Source organism: Streptomyces sp. NPDC031670, from assembly GCF_055580545.1.
This window is the reverse complement of the sequence record NZ_JBVILC010000005.1, coordinates 235,382-255,835: the sequence shown is the minus strand read 5'-3', so window position 1 is coordinate 255,835 and position 20,454 is coordinate 235,382. Positions and strand designations below refer to the sequence as shown.

General features: G+C 70.6%; 7 protein-coding genes. 4 read left to right on the top strand and 3 right to left on the bottom strand.

Going from position 1 to position 20,454, the window contains the following annotated elements; translation table 11 throughout:
* Positions 1–6: 6 nt before the first annotated feature.
* From ACZ5ID_RS12630 to ACZ5ID_RS12620, 3 genes are all read right to left on the bottom strand, one after another.
* Positions 7–1,344 carry a maltokinase N-terminal cap-like domain-containing protein gene (locus tag ACZ5ID_RS12630; RefSeq protein ID WP_468896677.1) on the bottom strand — a complete coding sequence of 446 codons (1,338 nt, stop codon included), beginning with the start codon at positions 1,342–1,344 and terminating at the stop codon, positions 7–9.
* Positions 1,345–1,545: 201 nt separating this feature from the next.
* Positions 1,546–3,255, bottom strand: coding sequence for a maltose alpha-D-glucosyltransferase (gene treS / locus ACZ5ID_RS12625; protein WP_406554968.1), 1,710 nt, complete (start codon positions 3,253–3,255; stop codon positions 1,546–1,548).
* Positions 3,252–5,336, bottom strand: a complete 2,085-nt coding sequence (locus ACZ5ID_RS12620; protein WP_468896674.1) for an alpha-1,4-glucan--maltose-1-phosphate maltosyltransferase — start codon at positions 5,334–5,336, stop codon at positions 3,252–3,254. Before ACZ5ID_RS12620 ends, treS begins: the two co-directional genes overlap by 4 nt.
* A 550-nt stretch (positions 5,337–5,886) precedes the next feature.
* Here ACZ5ID_RS12620 and glgP point away from each other — a divergent pair.
* From glgP to ACZ5ID_RS12600, 4 genes are all read left to right on the top strand, one after another.
* Entirely contained in the window at positions 5,887–8,514 is a 2,628-nt protein-coding gene (glgP, locus tag ACZ5ID_RS12615) for an alpha-glucan family phosphorylase (protein WP_468896671.1), read from the top strand.
* A 120-nt stretch (positions 8,515–8,634) separates the two neighbouring features.
* A complete protein-coding gene (locus ACZ5ID_RS12610) occupies positions 8,635–8,937 on the top strand; it encodes a hypothetical protein (RefSeq protein WP_468896668.1) in 303 nt (100 codons plus the stop codon).
* Positions 8,934–9,566 (top strand): BMP family ABC transporter substrate-binding protein, encoded by a 633-nt coding sequence (locus tag ACZ5ID_RS12605; protein WP_468896666.1) that lies wholly within the window; start codon positions 8,934–8,936, stop codon positions 9,564–9,566. Before ACZ5ID_RS12610 ends, ACZ5ID_RS12605 begins: the two co-directional genes overlap by 4 nt.
* Before the next feature lie 251 nt (positions 9,567–9,817).
* Entirely contained in the window at positions 9,818–20,446 is a 10,629-nt protein-coding gene (locus tag ACZ5ID_RS12600) for a LamG-like jellyroll fold domain-containing protein (RefSeq protein WP_468896663.1), read from the top strand.
* Positions 20,447–20,454: the final 8 nt, after the last annotated feature.

Here is a 20,454-nt window from a genome sequence, read left to right as displayed (position 1 = left end):
TCGGGGTCAGTGCTGGGCCAGTCGGCGGACCGCCGCCATCGGGACGGCGAGCCAGTCGGGGCGGTGCCGGGCCTCGTACAGCACCTCGTACACCGCCTTGTCGGTCTCGTACGCGCGCAGCAGCTCGGGCTCGTCGCGCGGGTCGGTGCCGGCCGCCGCCGCATAGCCCGAGCAGTACGCGTCCCGGCAGGCCTCGGCCCACTCGGGGCGCCAGGGCTGCTGGGTGCGGGCGGCGTAGTCGAAGGAGCGCAGCATTCCGGCGACGTCGCGGACGGGCGGCTGCGGTCGGCGCCGCTCGGCCAGCGGGCGGGCCGGCTCGCCCTCGAAGTCGATGACCGCCCACTCGCCGTCACCGGTGCGCAGGGTCTGGCCCAGGTGCAGATCGCCGTGGACGCGCTGGGCGGGCCGGGACCCGGACACCCGGGTCACCGCGTCGAACGCGGCGCGCAGCCCCGGCACATGCGGCAGCAGCGCCGGCACCGCCCGCGCCGCGGCCTCCAGGCGCTCGTGCATCGCGGCGGCGAGCAGCCCGGTCTGGGCGCGGCCGAGGGTGACCACCGGCAGGGCGTCGGCGAGCGCGGTGTGGACCTCGGCGGTGGCCCGGCCGAGCGCGTGGGCCTCCCGGGTGAAGTCGCGCCCGTCGGCGAGCGCGCGCAGCGCCAGCTGCCAGCCGTCCCGCGAGTCGCGCAGATAGGGCTGGAGCACGGCGAGCGTGGCGTTCTCGGGCCGTTCGGTGCGGATCCAGGCGGCCGGGGCGGGCACCCGGGCGCACCCGTGCCGGGCCAGGACCAGCGGGAGTTCCAGGTCGGGGTTGACCCCGAAGTGGATACGACGGAATACCTTGAGGATGAACGTATCTCCGTACACCAGCGAGGAGTTGGACTGCTCGGCGGCGAGGAGGCGGGGGGTGAGCCCGGCCGGGACGGGGATGTCCGCGTCGCAGCCGAAGTGCAGCGGACCGAGCCGGCCCGGGGTGCGCAGCCGTTCCAGCAGGAGCGCGGCGACCTGCGGGTCCTGGAGGGCGTCGTAGACGGTCAGACCGGTCAGCGGTCCGTCGGTGGCGTGGCCGACGAGCGCGGGGGCGAGCGGCGGCGGCAGCACCTGCCGGGCGCCGAGCAGCAGCTGGTAGACGTCGGGCGGCTCGGGGGCGGTGCCGGGCTGCTCGGCGCGGACGAGCAGATGCAGACAGCCGGGCAGCAGCTCGGTGACCGAGACCAGCTGGAAGCCGGTGACCGGGCGGCCCTTGCCGGCGAACCAGCGCTGTCTGGGGAGCCATTCGTGCAGCAGGGGCGCCAGCGAGGGCAGCAGCGCGACAGGAGTCAGGGTGGGTGCGGCCTTGGGCATGGCAGCGCGTCCTTTCCCCGGGCTCACAGCAGGATGTGCGCAGAGTGTCCCGGATTGCGGCATTGGCTGTCCGGCGGCGCGCGGAGCCTCCGGTGTGCCACTGAAAGCGGTCCGGAGCGTTGCTGAGGAGAGTGCCCCGGGCGGGACGGGGGAAACCGGCCCGTCCGGGGCCGCCCGAAAGCACTCCTCAGCCGGGCGGGTTCAGGCGATCACGACGCTGTCCTTGCGCAGCCGGAACCAGTAGAAGCCGTGCCCCGCGAGGGTGAGCAGATAGGGCCACTGGCCGATGGCGGGGAAGCGCACCCCGCCGATCAGCTCCACCGGATGGCAGCCGGCGAAGGCCCGCAGATCGAGCTCGGTGGGCTGGGCGAACCGCGAGAAGTTGTTCACGCACAGCACGAGGTCGTCGTTGTGCTCCCGCAGGAACGCGAGGACCGCGGGGTTGGAGGAGGGGAGTTCGGTGTACGAACCGAGACCGAAGGCGGGGTTCTGCTTGCGGATCTCGATCATCCGGCGGGTCCAGTGCAGCAGCGAGGAGGGCGAGGCCATGGCCGCCTCGACGTTGGTGACCTGGTAGCCGTAGACGGGGTCCATGATCGTGGGGAGGAAGAGGCGCCCCGGGTCGCAGGACGAGAAGCCCGCGTTGCGGTCGGGCGTCCACTGCATGGGGGTGCGCACGGCGTCCCGGTCGCCCAGCCAGATGTTGTCGCCCATGCCGATCTCGTCCCCGTAGTAGAGGATCGGCGAGCCGGGCAGGGAGAGCAGCAGGGCGGTGAACAGCTCGATCTGGTTGCGGTCGTTGTCCAGCAGGGAGGCGAGGCGGCGCCGGATGCCGATGTTGGCGCGCATCCGGGGGTCCTTGGCGTACTCCGCGTACATGTAGTCGCGCTCTTCGTCCGTCACCATTTCGAGGGTCAGCTCGTCGTGGTTGCGCAGGAAGATGCCCCACTGGCAGGTCTTGGGGATGGCCGGGGTCTTGGCGAGCACCTCGGAGACCGGGTAGCGGCTCTCGCGGCGCACGGCCATGAAGATGCGCGGCATCACGGGGAAGTGGAACGCCATGTGGCACTCGTCGCCGCCCGCCGCGTAGTCACCGAAGTAGTCGACGACGTCCTCGGGCCACTGGTTGGCCTCGGCCAGCAGCACGGTGTCCGGGTAGCTCGCGTCGATCTCCGTCCGCACCCGCTTGAGGAACTGGTGGGTGGCGGGCAGGTTCTCGCAGTTGGTGCCCTCCTCCTGGTAGAGGTACGGGACGGCGTCGAGGCGGAAGCCGTCGATGCCCAGGTCCAGCCAGAACCGCAGCGCGGCCAGGATCTCGTCCTGGACGGCCGGGTTCTCGTAGTTGAGGTCGGGCTGGTGGGAGAAGAAGCGGTGCCAGTAGTACTGCTTGCGGACGGGGTCGAAGGTCCAGTTGGAGGTCTCGGTGTCGACGAAGATGATCCGGGCGTCCTGGTACTGCTTGTCGTTGTCGGCCCAGACGTAGTAGTCGCCGTACGGGCCCGCGGGGTCCTTGCGCGACTCCTGGAACCACGGGTGCTGGTCGCTGGTGTGGTTCATCACGAAGTCGATGATCACGCGCATGCCGCGCTGGTGGGCGGCGTCCACGAACTCCACGAAGTCGGCGAGGTCGCCGAACTCCGGGAGCACCGCGGTGTAGTCCGACACGTCGTAACCGCCGTCCCGCAGCGGGGACTTGAAGAAGGGCGGCAGCCAGAGGCAGTCGACCCCCAGCCACTGCAGGTAGTCGAGTTTGGCGGTGATGCCCTTGAGATCCCCTACGCCGTCGCCGTTGCTGTCCTGGAAGGACCGCACCAGCACCTCGTAGAAGACGGCCCGCTTGAACCATTCGGGATCGCGGTCCTTGGCGGGAGTGTCCTCGAAGGTGTCGTGGACGGGCTCGTTGACGATCATGGTGTGGGTGACCCTCCGATCGGCGGGGACGGTCGCAGGACCAGGACGTGCGCGGGCGCACGGCCCGGCTCCAGACGCACGTAGTTGGCCCTGCCCCAGTGGTAGGTCTCACCGGTGAGCTCGTCGCGCACCGGGACGGACTCGTGCCATGAGAGGCCGAGTTCCGGCATGTCCAACGAGACCGTGGCCTCCTGGGTGTGGTGGGGGTCGAGGTTGGCGACCACCAGAACGGTGTTCGACCCCGAGCGCTTGCTGTACGCGAGCACCGCGTCGTTGTCGGTGCGGTGGAAGCGCAGCGAGCGCAGCTGCCGCAGTGCGGGGTGGCGCCGGCGGATCCGGTTGAGCGTGGTCAGCAGCGGGGCCAGCGAACGGCCCTCGCGCTCGGCCGCCTCCCAGTCGCGGGGCCGCAGCTCGTACTTCTCCGAGTTCAGGTACTCCTCGCTGCCGGCGTGCAGCGCGGTGTTCTCGCACAGCTCGTAGCCCGCGTACACACCCCAGCTGGGCGAGAGCGTCGCGGCGAGCACCGCGCGCACCTCGAAGGCGGGGCGCCCGCCGTGCTGGAGGTAGGCGTGCAGGATGTCCGGCGTGTTCACGAAGAAGTTGGGCCGCATGTACGCGGCGCTCTCGCCGGTGAGCTCGGTCAGGTACTCGGTCAGCTCCTGCTTGGTGTTGCGCCAGGTGAAGTACGTGTAGGACTGCTGGAAGCCGATCCGGGCCAGGGTGTGCATCATCGCGGGCCGGGTGAACGCCTCGGCGAGGAAGACCACGTCCGGGTCGCTGCCGTTGACCTCCGCCAGCACCCGTTCCCAGAAGACCACCGGCTTGGTGTGCGGATTGTCGACGCGGAAGATCCGTACCCCGTGGTCCATCCAGAACCGCAGGATCCGCACGGTCTCCGCGACCAGGCCCGCCATGTCCCGGTCGAAGGCCAGCGGGAAGATGTCCTGGTACTTCTTGGGCGGGTTCTCGGCGTACGCGATGGTGCCGTCGGCCCGGTGGTGGAACCACTCCGGGTGCTTGTCCACCCAGGGGTGGTCCGGCGAGCACTGGAGCGCGAAGTCGAGGGCGACCTCCATCCGCAGGTCGCGCGCCGTGCGCACGAAGTCGTCGAAGTCTTCGAGGGTGCCGAGGTCGGGGTGGATCGCGTCATGGCCGCCGTCCGGCGAGCCGATCGCCCAGGGCACCCCCACGTCGCCGGGTGCGGCCGAGAGGCTGTTGTTGGGGCCCTTGCGGAACGTGGTGCCGATGGGGTGCACGGGCGGGAGGTAGACCACGTCGAAGCCCATCGCGGCGACCGCGGGCAGCCGCTCGGCGGCGGTCCGGAAGGTGCCGCTCACCGGGGGCCTCCCGGCCTCGACGACGGCGCCCTCGGAGCGCGGGAACAACTCGTACCACGACCCGTACAGCGCCCGCTCGCGCTCCACGAGCAGCGGCAACGGCTCGCTGGCGGTGACCAGTTCACGCAGCGGATAGCGGGCCAGCGCGGCGTCCGCCTCGGGGGTCAGGGCCGCGGCGAGCCGGGCGGGGGCCGGGCGGTCGCCGTCGCGCAGCGCGTCCAGGGCGGCCAGCACCGCCTCGCGCCCCTTGGTCTTGGGCACCCCGCGCGCCGCCCGCTCGTACAGCGCCGCGCCCTCCGCCAGGACCAGCTCGGTGTCCAGACCCGCGGGGATCTTGATCGAGGCGTGCCGGCGCCAGGTGGCCACCGGGTCGCTCCACGCCTCGACCGTATACGACCAGTGCCCTTCGGCCGTCGGAGTGACCTCGGCCCCCCAGCGGTCGGTACCGGGTTCGAGCTCGCGCATCGGCGTCCAGGGGCCGGGCCGCCCGCGCGGGTCGCGCAGGACCACGTTGGCGGCGACCGCGTCATGGCCTTCTCGGAAGACGGTGGCGGTGACCATGAAGGTCTCGCCGGCCACCGCCTTCGCCGGCCTTCGGCCGCAGTCGACGGCGGGGCGGACGTCCAGGACGGGGATACGGCCGATGGGCAGATTCACGGGCTCACCTGGTGGCTGGTGGGTACGGGGCGTGGCGGGGTCTGCTCTTTGTAACTGCTCCGTCGACGTTTGACGGGCTGCGGGCATGGCCGCTCCTGTCCGCGTTCACTCGGGTGGCGGTCAGCGGTTGCACGGACGGCGTCCTACCGGTGGAGCCTTCCACGCGGGACGAGTGGGCATTCCGGTGGTTCGTTATCTACCGGGGCGTAACGGTCCGGACAAGGAGACGGCCCCGTCTTTCGGCGGGACCGGGCCAGAATTTGCCTACCCACAAGTTCAGTTGGCGCCCGGCCGGCCGTCCGCCCGCCGCGGACGCTGCCGGGCCCGGCCCGGCACGGGTGGTCCCGCGGTGGCGGCCCGTGCGGGGCGGCCATCGACGTGCCCGAACCGGTCCGGTACGCCATGGGTTCCGTGTTCCCGCCGAGGGGGCGCCCACACCCGGCGCGCGCGGACCGGGGCCCGTGCCCCGCACCACGGCCGGCCCCCGTGGAGCCCGCCGAGAGCGCGCGCGGGGGGCGGTCGCCTCCGTGCGCCGTGGTAGTGCGGGGCGCCCTCCCACTACCGTCGGGGGTGAAGGAGAGTCGAACAGAGCTGTACGCCCCTCCCGTTACGTACATCCCCTGCGAAGGTGGAACACGTGAAGGCAATCCGTCGGTTCACCGTCCGCCCCGTCCTCCCCGAGCCCCTGCGGCCCCTGAGCGAGCTGGCCCGCAATCTGCGCTGGTCCTGGCATCCCGAGACCAGAGAACTGTTCCGGTCCGTCGACCCCGAGGGATGGCGGGCGGCCGGAGAGGACCCCGTGCGCCTGCTGGGCTCGGTCTCCGCCGCGCGGCTCGCCGCGCTGGCCGAGGACCGCCGCTTCGTCCGTTCCCTGACCGCCTGCGCCGACGACCTCGCCGACTACCTGGGCGGGCGGCGGTGGTACCAGGAGCAGCCCGACGGGCTGCCGCGGGCCGTCGCCTACTTCTCGCCGGAGTTCGGGATCACCGCCGCCCTGCCGCAGTACTCCGGCGGGCTCGGCATCCTCGCCGGCGACCATCTGAAGTCCGCCAGCGACCTCGGCGTACCGCTGATCGGGGTCGGCCTCCTCTACCGGCACGGCTACTTCCGCCAGTCCCTCTCGCGCGACGGCTGGCAGCAGGAGCACTATCCCGTCCTCGACCCCAACGAACTGCCGCTGGCCCTGCTGCGCGAACCCGGCGGCGAGCCCGCCCGGATCGCGCTGCGGCTGCCCGGCGGTCGCGCCCTGCACGCGGTGGTCTGGATCGCCCAGGTCGGCCGGGTCCCGCTGCTGATGCTCGACTCCGACGTGGAGGAGAACGGCCCCGGCGAACGCGAGGTCACCGACCGGCTGTACGGGGGCGGCAGCGAGCACCGGCTCCTCCAGGAGATGCTGCTCGGCATCGGCGGGGTGCGGGCGGTGCGCGCGTACTGCCGGATCACCGGGCACCGGGCGCCCGAGGTCTTCCACACCAACGAGGGCCACGCGGGCTTCCTCGGCCTGGAGCGGATCCGTGAACTCGCCGGAGAGGGGCTGGAGTTCGACGCGGCCCTGGAGTCGGTGCGCGCCGGGACCGTCTTCACCACCCACACCCCGGTCCCGGCCGGCATCGACCGCTTCGACCGCGAGCTGGTCGCCCACCACCTCGGCGACGACGGCGAACTGCCGGGCGTCGACGTCTCCCGGATCCTCCAGCTCGGCCTGGAGACCTATCCGGGCGGTGAGCCCAACCTCTTCAACATGGCCGTGATGGGGCTGCGGCTGGCCCAGCGCGCCAACGGCGTCTCCACCCTGCACGGGGAGGTCAGCCGGAAGATGTTCGCCGGTCTGTGGCCCGGCTTCGACCCCTCGGAGGTGCCGATCACCTCCGTCACCAACGGGGTGCACGCGCCCACCTGGGTGGCGCCGGAGGTGTTCCGGCTCGGCGCCCGGCAGATCGGCGCCGGGCGCGCCGAGGACGCGCTGACCGTGGGCGGCTCGCCGCGCTGGGACGCGGTCGCCGAGATCCCCGGCGCGGAGATCTGGGAGCTCAGGCGCGAGCTGCGCGAGCAGCTCGTCGTGGAGGTGCGCGAGCGGCTGTACGCGTCCTGGCGCTCCCGGGGGGCCGGGACCGCCGAGCTGGGCTGGGTGGACGGGGTGCTCGACCCCGACGTCCTGACCATCGGCTTCGCCCGCCGCGTCCCCTCCTACAAGCGGCTCACCCTGATGCTCCGCGACCGGGACCGGCTGATGGAGCTGCTGCTCCACCCGAGCCGCCCGGTGCAGATCGTGGTGGCGGGCAAGGCGCACCCGGCCGACGACAGCGGCAAGCGGCTGGTCCAGGAGCTGGTGCGGTTCGCCGACGACCCCCGGGTGCGCCACCGCATCGTCTTCCTGCCCGACTACGGGATGGCGATGGCCAAGAAGCTCTACCCGGGCTGCGACGTGTGGCTCAACAATCCGCTGCGGCCCCTGGAGGCGTGCGGCACCAGCGGGATGAAGGCGGCGCTCAACGGGTGTCTGAACCTCTCGGTCCTGGACGGCTGGTGGGACGAGTGGTTCGCGCCGGACTTCGGCTGGGCCATCCCCACCGCCGACGGCTCGGCCACCGACGAGGACCGCAGGGACGAGCTGGAGGCGACCGCGCTGTACGACCTGATCGAGGAGCGGGTGGCGCCGCGCTTCTACGACCGGGGCGCGGACGGGCTGCCGGGCCGCTGGATCGAGATGGTCCGCGAGACCCTGTCCTCGCTCGGGCCCAAGGTGCTGGCGGGGCGGATGGTGCGGGAGTACGTGGAGCGGCTGTACGCGCCCGCCGCCCACGCCCACCGCGCGCTGGAGCCGGACACCGCCCGGGAGCTGGCCGACTGGAAGGCCCGGGTGCGGGCGGTCTGGCCACAGGTGGCCGTCGACCATGTGGAGGCGGTCTCCGCGACGGCCGTGAACGGCCACGCCGAGCTCGGCTCCACGCTCGCCCTGCGGGTGCGCGTCGGCCTCGGCGGGCTCCAGCCGGACGACGTGGAGGTGCAGGCGGTCGCCGGACGGGTGGACGCCGCCGACACGCTCGCGGAGGCCCGTACGGTCGCCCTGAAGCCAGCGGGCGGCCCCGACCTGGAGGGGCGCTGGGTGTACGAGGGCCCGCTCGCCCTGGACCGCACCGGGCCGTACGGCTACACCGTCCGGGTCCTGCCGGCCCACCGCCTGCTCGCCGACGGCGCCGATCTCGGACTGGTCGCGCTGCCGACCGAGGCGACGGGGGAGGGGGCGGGGGTGCTGATGCGCTGAGGGCGACGGGGTTGTACCGTACGTCGGCCGCTGCCATGCCCCCGTACGGAACTGCGAGGTCCGATTGTGAACCCTGCCCAGAATGCCGCACCTCGTCCCATACATCCGTATGGGACCTGGGTGGCGCGCGCGGGCCTCGCGCTGCTCCCCTTCGCCACCCTGGGGCTGCTCTGCCCGGTGCCGTCGCTGGTCATCGCCGTGCGGCGGCGCCGGCGCGCGGACTGGACCGCCTTCGCGGTCTTCGGTGCGGTGTGGGTGGCCTGGGTGGTCCAGCTCGCGACCACCCCGGACACCACGCACGGCATACGGTTCGCGGCCGACGTGCTGCTCATCGGGCAGTCCACGGCCGGGGCGGGCGCGCACGCCTGGTGGGCGTGGCCGGCGGCCCGGCAGTCCCCGAACGAGAACGGCAAGAGCGCGTGAAGCAGGTCAAGCAGGTACGTCAGGCCCAGGCGGCGAAGGCCGCCCGTCAGGAGCAGGACAAGCAGAGCAGGTACGCGCGCTACCGGCTGCGGTTCGCGCGTCTGACCGCTCTGGCCCGGGCGCACCGGCGCCGGGTGTGGACGGCCGCGGGCGTCGCGGCGGCCGTCGCCGTCGGCGCGGTCCTGTTCTCGGTGCTGGACAAGGACGACAAGCCGGGGCCGCCCGATCCGCGGGCCCGGCAGTACAGGAACGTCGACGCCTGTCTGCTGACCGGGGACAAGGGTGTCACCGAGGGCACCGAGGGCGCGCCGGTCTGGGCCGGGATGCAGGAGGCCTCGAAGGCCACGCGCGCCCGGGTCAACTTCGTACCCGTGACGGGCGAGCAGACGCAGGCCAACGCCACCCCGTTCGTCAACGGCCTCGTCCAGCGCTCCTGCGAGGTGATCGTGGCGGTCGGCAAGGCCCCGGTCGCGGCGGCCGAGGCGGCGGCGAAGACGCAGTCCAAGGTGCGGTTCGTGGTGGTCGGCGGGCAGGCCGCGGCGGCCAACGTGACGGCCGTGAAGCCGGGCGACTCGGTGCGCGCCGATGTGGCCCGCGCTGTCGAGCGGGGCGTCAATACACCCGGATAGCCCGGAATTTATGCATCCGACCCGCATGGACATGGCAAAGAAATGCTAAAGGATCAAGGGGTGGAAGCAACCCTTCCAAAAGCGTGAGGCACGATCACGGGGCTTTGTCTTCTGTAAGCCTCGCGTAAGTAAAGGCTGCCTCAATGCGTGCTCGATGGGCTCGAACGTCCCGTCTTTTGTTCCCACCCGGTAGTACCGGGCGCCGCAGGACCAGAAGGATCGCCCTTCTGGTCCTGCTGGCTTTCTCCTTCATGCTCACCACGGAGACGGCGGAGGCGACCGGTGCCACGCTGCCCCGGCTGTCGATGCCCAGATGGTCCCTGTCGGGTCTGTGGGAGTGGGCCAACAAGTCCCCGCTCGACACCCCGGACCAGCAGAGCGGTACGGCCAGGGGCAAGAGCCACACCGCCGCCGCCAAGCAGACCCGCGCCAAGGGCGGCAGCGGCCACAAGCCCGGCAAGGGCAAGGGCGAGCTCGCCGAGTACCGCCGGCCCCAGGACAAGCCCGAGCTGAAGAAGACCGGCAAGGCGGCCGGCGACGCCAGGAGCTTCGACGCGCGCACCAGCAAGCGCGACGCCAGGAAGTCGACGGCGACCTCGGACTTCTTCACCAACGCCGACGGCTCCACCACGGTGCGCCACTACACCGGCCGCTCCAACTTCAAGGGCGCCGACGGCGGCTGGAAGCCGATCGACACCACGCTGCGCGAGGAGAAGAGCGGACGGCTGGCCGAGAACGCCAACTCGCTCGCCGTCACCTTCGCACCCGACGCGGTCACCCCCGACCTCGCGTCGGTCGACTTCGGTTCCGGACGCGTGCTGTCGTACGGACTGCACGGCGCCGCCAGGAGCGAGCCGGTGGTCGACGGCGACTCCACCGCCACGTACAAGGACGTCCTGAAGGACACCGACCTCAAGCTGTCGCCGCTGACCGAGGGCTTCAAGGAGCGGATCGTCCTGCGCTCCAGGGCGGCGGACAACACCTGGGTCTTCCCGCTCAAGGTGAAGGGGCTCACCCCCAAGGTCGCCGAGAACGGCGATGTGGTCTTCACCGACGCCGACGGCAAGGTGACGGCGACCGTGCCGCACGCCTTCATGGAGGACTCCAGGATCGACCCGCGCTCGGGCGACGCCGCCCAGTCGCGCGCGGTCAGCTATGAGCTCACCACCCTGGACGGCGCCCCCGCGCTGCGGATGACCGCCGACCGGACCTGGCTCGACGACCCGAAGCGGGTCTTCCCGGTCACCGTCGACCCGACGGTGACGGCGAGCAACTCGACCTACACCCAGAACACGATCTCCGGGGACCACTCCACCGAGAACATGATCAAGGTGGGGTCCTACGACGCGGGCACCAACAAGGCCAACTCGTTCCTGCAGTTCTCCTCGCTCGGCACCACGCTGGCCGGCCAGAAGGTCACCGCGGCGACCCTGAACGTGTACGCGATCTGGTCGGCGACCTGCACCGCCGAGCCGTTCAACGTCCACCCGGTGACCCAGTCCTGGACGCCGTCGGGCGTGACCAGCTACCCCGGCCCGACCTACGGCGCGGCCATCGGCTCGGCGACGCCGGCGCCCGGCGCGTCCTGCTCCAACTCCTCCGGCTCCACGAGCGTCGGCGTGAAGATGCCCGTCCCGCTCAACACGAGCTGGTTCAACACGGTCGCGGGCGGCGGTGCCAACTACGGCCTCGCGATGACCGCGATCACCAGTGACGGGCTGCACTGGAAGAAGTTCCACTCGGACAACTCCACCACCGCGGGCTTCCGCCCGGCGCTGGACCTGACCTACACCGCCAATGTGGCCCCGCAGGTCAACTCCCAGTACCCGCCGGCCAACTACCAGGCCAACACGCTCCGCCCGGAGCTGACGGTCTACGCGACCGACGCCGACAAGGGCCCGAACCCGCTGTCGTACTCCTTCGACGTCTTCGACGCGGACTCCACCAGCCAGACCCCGGTGGTCAGCTCCGGCACCCTGACCAAGGGTGCCTGGGCGATCCCGGCGGGCAAGCTGAAGTGGAGCAAGAACTACCTCTGGTTCGCCACGGTCAGCGACGGCACCAACTCGGTCTCCTACGACAGCCGGTTCACCACCGCGGTGCCGCAGCCGCCGGTGACCTCGGGGCTCACCCAGAACACCGACGGCCACGAGTTCGACCCGAGCGACGGCAACTACACCACCGACGACACCGACGCGGACGTCGAGGTCACCGGCCCCTCGCTCTCCATCGAGCGCTCCTACAACAGCCTCGACCCGCGCCAGGACAGCGCGTTCGGCGCGGGCTGGGCGACGATCGCGGACATGAAGGCCGCCGAGGTCAAGGACGGCTCCGGCACGGTCACCAGTGTGGTCATCACCTACCCCGGTGGTGAGCAGGTCGCCTTCGGCCGCAACAGCGACGGCACCTTCGTCCCGCCGCTGGGCCGCTACGCCCGCTTCCAGGCGGTCGCCGACGGCTACACGCTGGTCGACAAGGACTTCACCACCTACAGCTTCACCCAGGCCACGGCCCGGGCGGGGGTGTACGCGATCAAGACCATCACGGACTTCGCGAACCGTGGTGAAACGTTCTTCTACACCGGCAACCAGCTGACCAGGATCACGAACACCACGTCCAACCGCTCGCTGGGCCTCACCTGGCAGACCCCGGCCGGGGCCACCGCCGCGCACGTCGACACGGTCTACACCGACGCCTCGACCGCAGGTGACAGCAGCACCGTGCAGACGTGGAAGTACGGCTACACCGGTGACAAGCTCACCTCGGTGTGCCCGCCCGCCGACTGGTCCAAGTGCATCACGTACTCGTACGCCACCGGCAACCACTACCGCACCACGGTCCTGGACGAGGACCCGTTCGCGTACTGGCGGCTCGGCGAGGCGGCCGGTGACCCGGTCGCCAAGGACGCCGTCGACCTCAACCAGGGCAAGTACAACGGCATCTACCACAACGTGACCACCGGCGGCACGGCCGTGCTCGCCGGGTCCACCCAGCCCACGGCGTCGTTCAACGGCACCAGCAGCTATGTGGAGATACCCAGCGCCCCGGGCGCGACCCCCTCGTACGCCTCGGTCTCGCTCTGGTTCAAGACCTCCCAGGCGGGCGGTGTCCTCTTCTACTACGGCGACAAGCCGCTGAGCGACCCCGACCCGGTGGGCACCACGACCCACAACACCCCGGCGGTCTACGTCGGCACCGACGGCAAGCTGCACGGCTGCTTCGCCTCCTCGCCCGGCTGCAACACCACGATCGTCTCGGCCGCCGCCGTCAACGACAACAAGTGGCACCAGGCCGTCCTCACCGGCGCCGCCACCACCATGTCGCTCTACCTCGACGGCGTCGCCCAGGGCACCAAGAGCGGCACCATCAACGACTGGGCGCAGCCCTACCTCACCCTCGGCGCCGGTGTGAACACCGACGGCTGGCCGAACATGAACGCGACCGACCCGCTCGGCCACTTCAGCGGCCAGCTCGCCGAGGCGGCGATCTACTCGGAGCCGCTGAGCCAGGACGTCATCACCGCGCAGTACCAGGCGGCGACCCGTCCGGCCGGACTCCTCAACAAGATCACCACGCCGAACGGCAAGGTCCAGAGCGCCGTCACCTACTCCACCGCCGACGACACGGTCTCCCAGGCCGTCGACGGCGACGGCGGCACCTGGAAGCTCAACCCCGCCACCGTGACCGGCTCCTCGCAGGTCTACCGCTCCTCGGTGATGGGCGCCGCCCCGTCCGGGTACTGGCGCCTCGGTGACGTCCAGGGCGCGGCCCAGGCCGCCAACGAGGTCCACACCGGCCTCGGCACCTACAACACGGTCACCCAGGGCGCGGAGGGTCCGTTCGGCCCCGACGACGCCACCGCGGTGGACTTCGACGGCTCCACCTCGTTCGCCGAGCTGCCGTACGCCCCGCTGCACCGCTCCGGCAACCGGGCGATCGAGCTGTGGTTCCGTACCGCCAAGCCCGGTGTCATCGCCGCCGACCAGGCCCGGACCCCGAACGACCCGGCGGGCGTCGGCGGGTCCTACTCGCCGCTGATGTACGTGGGCGCGGACGGCAAGCTGCGCGGTCACTGGTGGAGCGCCTCCGGCAGCGGTACGACCGACTTCGGCTCCAAGGCGACGGTCACCGACAACGCCTGGCACCACGCGGTCCTCTCCGCCTCCGGCACCACCCAGACGCTCTACCTGGACGGGGAGAAGCAGGCCGACTACACCGGCGCCGCCGCCGACCAGACGACCACCCGCACCTTCATCGGCGCGGGCTTCACCAAGGGCTGGATCAGCTCGGCCTCCGACGTGGGCCACTTCGACGGCTCGATCGCCGAGGTCGCCTTCTACGACGCCCCGCTGAGCGAGGACGAGGCGGCGCGCCACTACGCGGCGGCCAAGTCCTCCTCGGGCACCGCCCCGGTCCGCACGGTCAAGCTGACCGACCCGACCGACAAGACGCTCACCTACGTGTACGACGCGGAGCTGGGCAACCGCCTGCTCGCGGCGGTCGACACCAACGGCAACCGGACCACCTACGGCTACGACACCTCGGGCTTCCTGCACACGGTGACGGACGCCAACGGCAACCGCTCGGTGACCGGCCACGACGTGCGCGGCAACACGGTCTCCACGACCACCTGCCAGAACACGGCCGCCAACCAGTGCGCCACCGAGTACTACACGTACTACCCGGACGCGACCACGCTCTTCCCGGCGATGGACGCGCGCAACGACCTGATGCTCACCGAGCGAGACGGCCGTTCCTCCGGGCCCACCGACAACACCTACCTCACCAGCTACGCCTATGACACGGCCGGAAACGTCACCTCGGTGACCACTCCGCCGGTGCCGGGCTCGCCCGCGGGCCGGACCGCGTCCACGGTGTACACCACCGCGACCACGGTCGCGGCCGAGGGCGGCACCAACTACGCCCCGGCGGGCCTGGTCGCCTCGGTGCGCACCCCCGGTGGCCGTACCACCTCGTACACGTACTTCAAGAACGGCGACCTGGCGCAGGTCACCGACGCCAACGGCGCCTCGGTGAAGTACACGTACGACAACCTGGGCCGCCAGATCACCAAGACCGAGGTCTCCGACTCCTACCCGGCGGGTCTGACGACCACGCTGGCGTACGACAAGGACGACCAGGTCGTCTCGGAGATCAGCCCCAAGGTCACCAACCGGGTCACCGGCGCGGTGCACCAGGCGAAGTCGACGACCGTGTACGACCCGGACGGCAACGTCCAGTCGCAGACGGTCGCGGACGCGAGCGGCGGTGACACCGCGCGCACCACGTCGCTGACGTACGACGCCTACAACCGGGTCGCGACCCGGACGGACCCGGGCGGCGACACCACGGCGTTCGAGTACGACGTCTACGGCAACAAGGTGAAGGAGACGGACCCGGCCGGGAACGTCAACGAGTACACCTTCGACGCCGAGGGCCGTCCCCTCACCACCAGCCTGCTCAACTACACCGGCGACCCCAACAGCCCGTCCTCGCCGACGAAGCTGGTGCAGGAGTCGCGGGCGTACGACCCGGCGGGCCGGCTCGCGTCGATCACCGACGCGATGGGCTGGGTGACCGAGTACACCTACACCGACGACGGCCTGTGCGCGTCCGTGGTGCGCAGGGACCCGCAGAACAACAAGGCGTTCACCGAGCAGGCGAACACCTATGACGCGGCCGGGAACCTGACCAAGCAGGTCACCAACGACGGCACCACGACCACCTCCTTCACGGTGGACGCCGCCGACCGCACCACCTCGACCACGATGGACCCGGGCGGCCTCGCCCGGACCAACAAGGTCTCCTACGACCCGGACGACAACGTCGTGTCCGAGACGGACTACGACCCGACCGGCGACACCAGCACCACCGACACGCGCTACGACGCGCTCGGCAACGTCACCGGCAACACCGTCCACGACGGCACGACCGCACCGGTCGGCCGCTGGAAGCTGAACGAGACCAGCGGCACGCTCGCGGCCGACTCCTCGGGCGGCAACAACAAGGTGACGCTGGGCAGCGGAGTCACCCGCTCCACCGAGCAGGGCGGCAGCGCGGTCTTCGACGGCACGGCGAACGCCTACGGCCAGGCCACCGGCCCGGCGGTCAACACCAACGGCGGCTTCACCGTCTCCACCTGGGTGAAGCTGGCCGACACCACCGCCAACCACACCTTCGTCTCCCAGGACGGCACCGCCGACCACGGCTTCCAGCTGTACTACTCGACGGCGTACGGCTGGTCGTTCAACCGGACCTCCGGTGACGTGGCGGCCCCGACACTGGCCCGTGCCACCTCCGGCACGGCGGCGGTGACGGCCAACACCTGGACGCACCTGACGGGTGTCTACGACGCGGCGGCGGGCGAGATCCGTCTCTACGTCAACGGCGCACTGAAGGCGACCACCCCCTACAGCGGCTCCTGGGAGGCCACCGGCCCGCTCCAGATCGGCCGCCGTATGTCGGCCGGTACGCAGGGCGAGTACCACAAGGGCTCCCTCGCGGACGTCCAGGTCTACGGCGAGGCACTGACGGCGACGCAGGTCTCCGCGGTGTACGGCAAGACCCTCCCGGCGGCGGGCAGCTCGGTGCGCACCACCAGCTGGAAGCTGGACCAGCGCGGCATGCCGGTGTCGATGACGGACGCCAACGGCGCTGTCACCGACTACGGCTACGACGAGTCGGGCCAGCAGACCAGCGTCACCGAGCCGGCCGTGAACGCCGAGCAGAACGGCGGCACCCCGGCGTCGGTCCGCCCGGTCTCGCTCACCGGCTACAACACCTTCGGCGAGCAGACGGAGTCCTCGGACCCGCTCGGCAACGTCACGGTGACGGCCTACGACGGGGAGGGCCAGGAGGCGTCCACGACGCTGCCCGACTACACCCCGCCGGGCGCCTCGGCGCCGATCAAGGCGGTGTCCTGGAACGAGTACAACCACCTCGGCCAGGTCTCCGCGGAGGTCGACCCGCTGGGCAACCGCACCGAGTACACCTACACCCAGCTGGGCGACGTGGCCTCGGTGAAGGAGCCGGGCGGCGATACCACGCGCTATACCTACGACACCAACGGCGACCAGCTCTCGGCGACGCGCCCCAACGGCGCCCGCCAGGAGTCGACCTTCGACTACCTGGGCCGCGAGGTCACCAGCACGGACATCGTCCGCCAGCCGACCCAGCGGGCGTTCACGGCGATCAACTACTACGACGCGCCGGGGCAGCAGCTGTCCAGGACCGTCAGCCCGGCCGGGGTGAGCCAGTCCTACGGCTACAACGCGTTGGGCGAGATCACGTCCAGCACGGACGGGGCCGGTAACACCACGCGGTACACGTACGACCAGGACGGGCAGATGCTGACGTCCACGGATCCGGACGGGACGAGCACGAAGAACACGTATGACGGGTTCGGTCAGCTGGTCTCGATGAGCGATCTGGACGCGACCGGCAAGGTGCTGCGGACCACCAGCTCGACGTACGACCGGATGGGCCGGCAGTCCTCGGTGACCGACTTCCGCGGGCACACCACCAACTTCACGGTGGACGCCACCGGAATGATCACCAAGGCTGTGCAGCCGGTTTCCGCGACCGAGTCGATCACCGCGACCTTCGGGTACGACGTGGCGGGCAACAGGACGCGGTTCACCGACGGCCGCAACAACGCCTTCCTCACGACGTACAACTCGTGGGGCAGCCCGGAGTCGACGATCGAGCCGGCCACGCCCGCCTATCCCAACGCGGCCGACCGCACCTTCACCACGACCTACGACGCCAACGGGCGGGTGAAGGAGGAGCGTTCGCCCGGTGGTGTGAAGGTCGTCGACGACTACGACGCGAAGGGACGACTGACCAGGCAGACCGGTACCGGTGCCGAGGCGGCCACGGCCGACCACACCTACGGCTATGACGCCGACGACCGGATCGTCTCGGTGACCGGCACCGACGCCGACACCGGCAAGGACACGTTCAGCTACGACGACCGGGGCCAGCTCCTGTCGACGAGCGGCGCGTCGGGTTCCTCCTCCTTCGCCTACAACGGCGACGGCAGGATGACCACGCGCACCGACGCGTCCGGTACCTCCACCTACGGCTATGACACCGCGGGACGGCTGTCCACGGTCAACGACGGCGCCACCGGCTCGACGCTGACCTACGGCTACGACGTCAACAGCAACGTCAAGTCGATCGACTACGGCACCGGCAAGTCCAAGCGCGCCTTCGGCTACGACGCCCTGGAGCAGCTCACGTCGGACACCCTCACCTCCCCGACCGGCAAGACGCTGGCCTCGGTGAACTACGGGTACGACGAGAACGGCAACGAGACGTCGAAGACGACGACCGGGGTCGCGGGCGCCTCCGCCAACACGTACACCTACGACTGGGCGAACCGCCTGTCGTCCTGGAACAACGGGACGACGACGGAGAGCTACGGCTACGACGCCTCCGGCAACCGGACGCGCGTGGGCGGCGACACCTACACCTACGACGCCCGCAACCAGCTCACCTCCGACGGGCACAACGCGTACGCGTACACCGCCCGCGGCACCATGAGCTCGATGACGGACGACGGCAACAAGGTCAGCGTCATCAAGGCGGACGCGTTCAACCGGGTGATCAACGAGGGCGACCGTACATACGCGTACGACGGTCTGGACCGGGTGCTCACCGCCAGTGACCCCGGGACCGGTCCGCTGTTCACCTTCCAGTACAGCGGCCTGGGCAACGACGTGGCCTCCGACGGCTCGTCGACCTACAGCCGCAACGCCGACGGCGGGCTGCTCGGCATCAAGTCGGGCACCAGTTCCGTGCTGGCGATGACCGATGTCCACAGCGATGTCATCGCGCAGTTCACGGCGGGCGGCGAGGCGCTGTCCGGGTCGACCACCTATTCGCCGTTCGGCAAGGTCAACCAGACCGCCACCATGCTGGGACAGCTCGGCTACCAGTCGGGTTGGACCGACCCCGAGACGGCCAAGGTCAACATGGCCGCTCGCTGGTACTCGCCGCAGACCGGCCAGTTCAACAGCCGGGACACGGCGGACGTGGACGGCCTGCCGGCCTCGATCGACGCCAACAAGTTCGCCTACGCCAACGCCAACCCGATGACCATGACCGACCCCACCGGTCACTGGAGCCTCGGCGGCGCCTGGAAGAAGTTCAAGAAGAAGGTCAAGCACGTCGCCAAGTCCGCTTGGCACAAGACGAAGAAGGCCGTCAAGCACGTCGCCAAGGCCGTCAAGAAGGCCGCGAAGAAGATCAAGCACGCGGTCAAGAAGGCGGTCAAGCGGGTCAAGCACGCGGTCCGCAAGGCCGTGCACTACGTGCACGATGCCGTCAAGAAGGTCAAGAGATACGTCAAGCGGACGTACAAGCGGGTCAAGAAGTACGTCCACAAGGTCGTCAGGACCGTCAAGCGCGCGGTGAAGCACGCGGCCAAGGTGGTCAAGAGCGTCGCCCACAAGGTGGTCAAGGCGGCCAAGAAGGTCGGCAGAGCGGTCAAGAAGGCCGCGAAGGCCACCGCCAACTATGTGAAGCAGCACGCGGCGACCATCGTCCCCATCGTGGCGGGCATCGCGGCCGCCGTCGTCTGTACGGCGGCGACGGCAGGTGTCGGTGCGGTGGCCTGCGCGGTCGGCGCGGGTGCTCTGATCAACTCACTCGGCTACGCGATGAGTGACGGGCCGCACACCCTGAGCGGTTTCCTCGGCGCCGCCGCGGTCGGCGCGGCCACCGGACTGATCGGTATGGGCGCGGGTGCGGTCGCCGGACGGGCCCTGAGCACGGCGGTCAGCGCCGTGACCCGGGGTGCGGTGACAGGCGCGGCCAGTGGTGCCGCGGAGAGCGCCGCCACCTACGGCGTCTCCTGCTCCAGCAGCCAGGAGGGCTGCAGCGCCAGTGGCGCTGCCAAGGCGACGGTGGCGGGTGCCGCGCTCGGCGGCATCTTCGGCGCCGCGCTCAGCAAGTACGGCCGCAAGGGGTGCACCCCGCACAGCTTCACCCGCAACACCCCGGTGCTGGTGTCGACCACCGCCACCAAGGCCATCTCGCAGATCCGGGTCGGTGACTACGTACTGACCGCCGAGCCGGGCAAGGACAAGAAGGAGAGACACCGGGTCAAGGCGGTCATCGTCACCAAGACCGACCGCGACTACGTCGACGTCGTCGTGGGCTCGAAGTCCGGTCCCAAGACGATCCAGACCACCGCCCACCACCAGTTCTACGACGCCACGACGAACGCCTGGACGCAGGCGGCCGACCTGAAGAAGCAGCATGCCCTTCAGGGTGCGGACGGCGGGCGGACGCCGATCCTCGACATCCGGTCCTACCGGGCCGCGCGGATCACCTATGACCTGAGCGTCGACGGCCTGCACACGTACTTCGTGGCGGCGGGCGACTCCCAGGTCCTGGTCCACAACGCCGACGACGTCTGCCCGACCGGCGGACCGGCGCCCGACGGGAACGGCCAGTGGCGGCACGGCGGACGGTTCGCGGCCAACCCGGACCGCATCCAGCCCGGTCAGGTGCACCCCGACGGCATGCTGCGGGGGACCAACGAGGCCGGGCACGTCACCAGCCGGCCCTCGTTCCGTACCCCCACGGTGCGGCAGATGTGGGACGACGCCGAGGTCGCACCGGGGCCGCACGGGTCGCAGGGTAGAGTCTGCTCCCGCGGTGGCCCCAGCTGCGAGGGTGTGGTCTACGACGATCCGTACGACCCGAACGGTGGACCCCGCATGTGGGACGGCGGGCACTTCCCGGAGTCGTGGAGCAACCGCAAGTTCCCTCCGAACGTCACGCGTGAAGAAGTCCTGGACAACTACAACACCGATGTCCAGCTCGAATGCAGGCCGTGCAATCGCGCAGCCGGAAACAGACAGGACGGTTAGCTGATCGC

Bases quoted from the DNA above. Each gene is read 5' to 3' on its own strand.
- ACZ5ID_RS12620 (WP_468896674.1), bottom strand. From the start codon at position 5,336: ATGCCCGCAGCCCGTCAAACGTCGACGGAGCAGTTACAAAGAGCAGAC.
- treS (WP_406554968.1), bottom strand. From the start codon at position 3,255: ATGATCGTCAACGAGCCCGTCCACGACACCTTCGAGGACACTCCCGCC.
- ACZ5ID_RS12630 (WP_468896677.1), bottom strand. From the start codon at position 1,344: ATGCCCAAGGCCGCACCCACCCTGACTCCTGTCGCGCTGCTGCCCTCG.
- ACZ5ID_RS12600 (WP_468896663.1), top strand. From the start codon at position 9,818: ATGCTCACCACGGAGACGGCGGAGGCGACCGGTGCCACGCTGCCCCGG.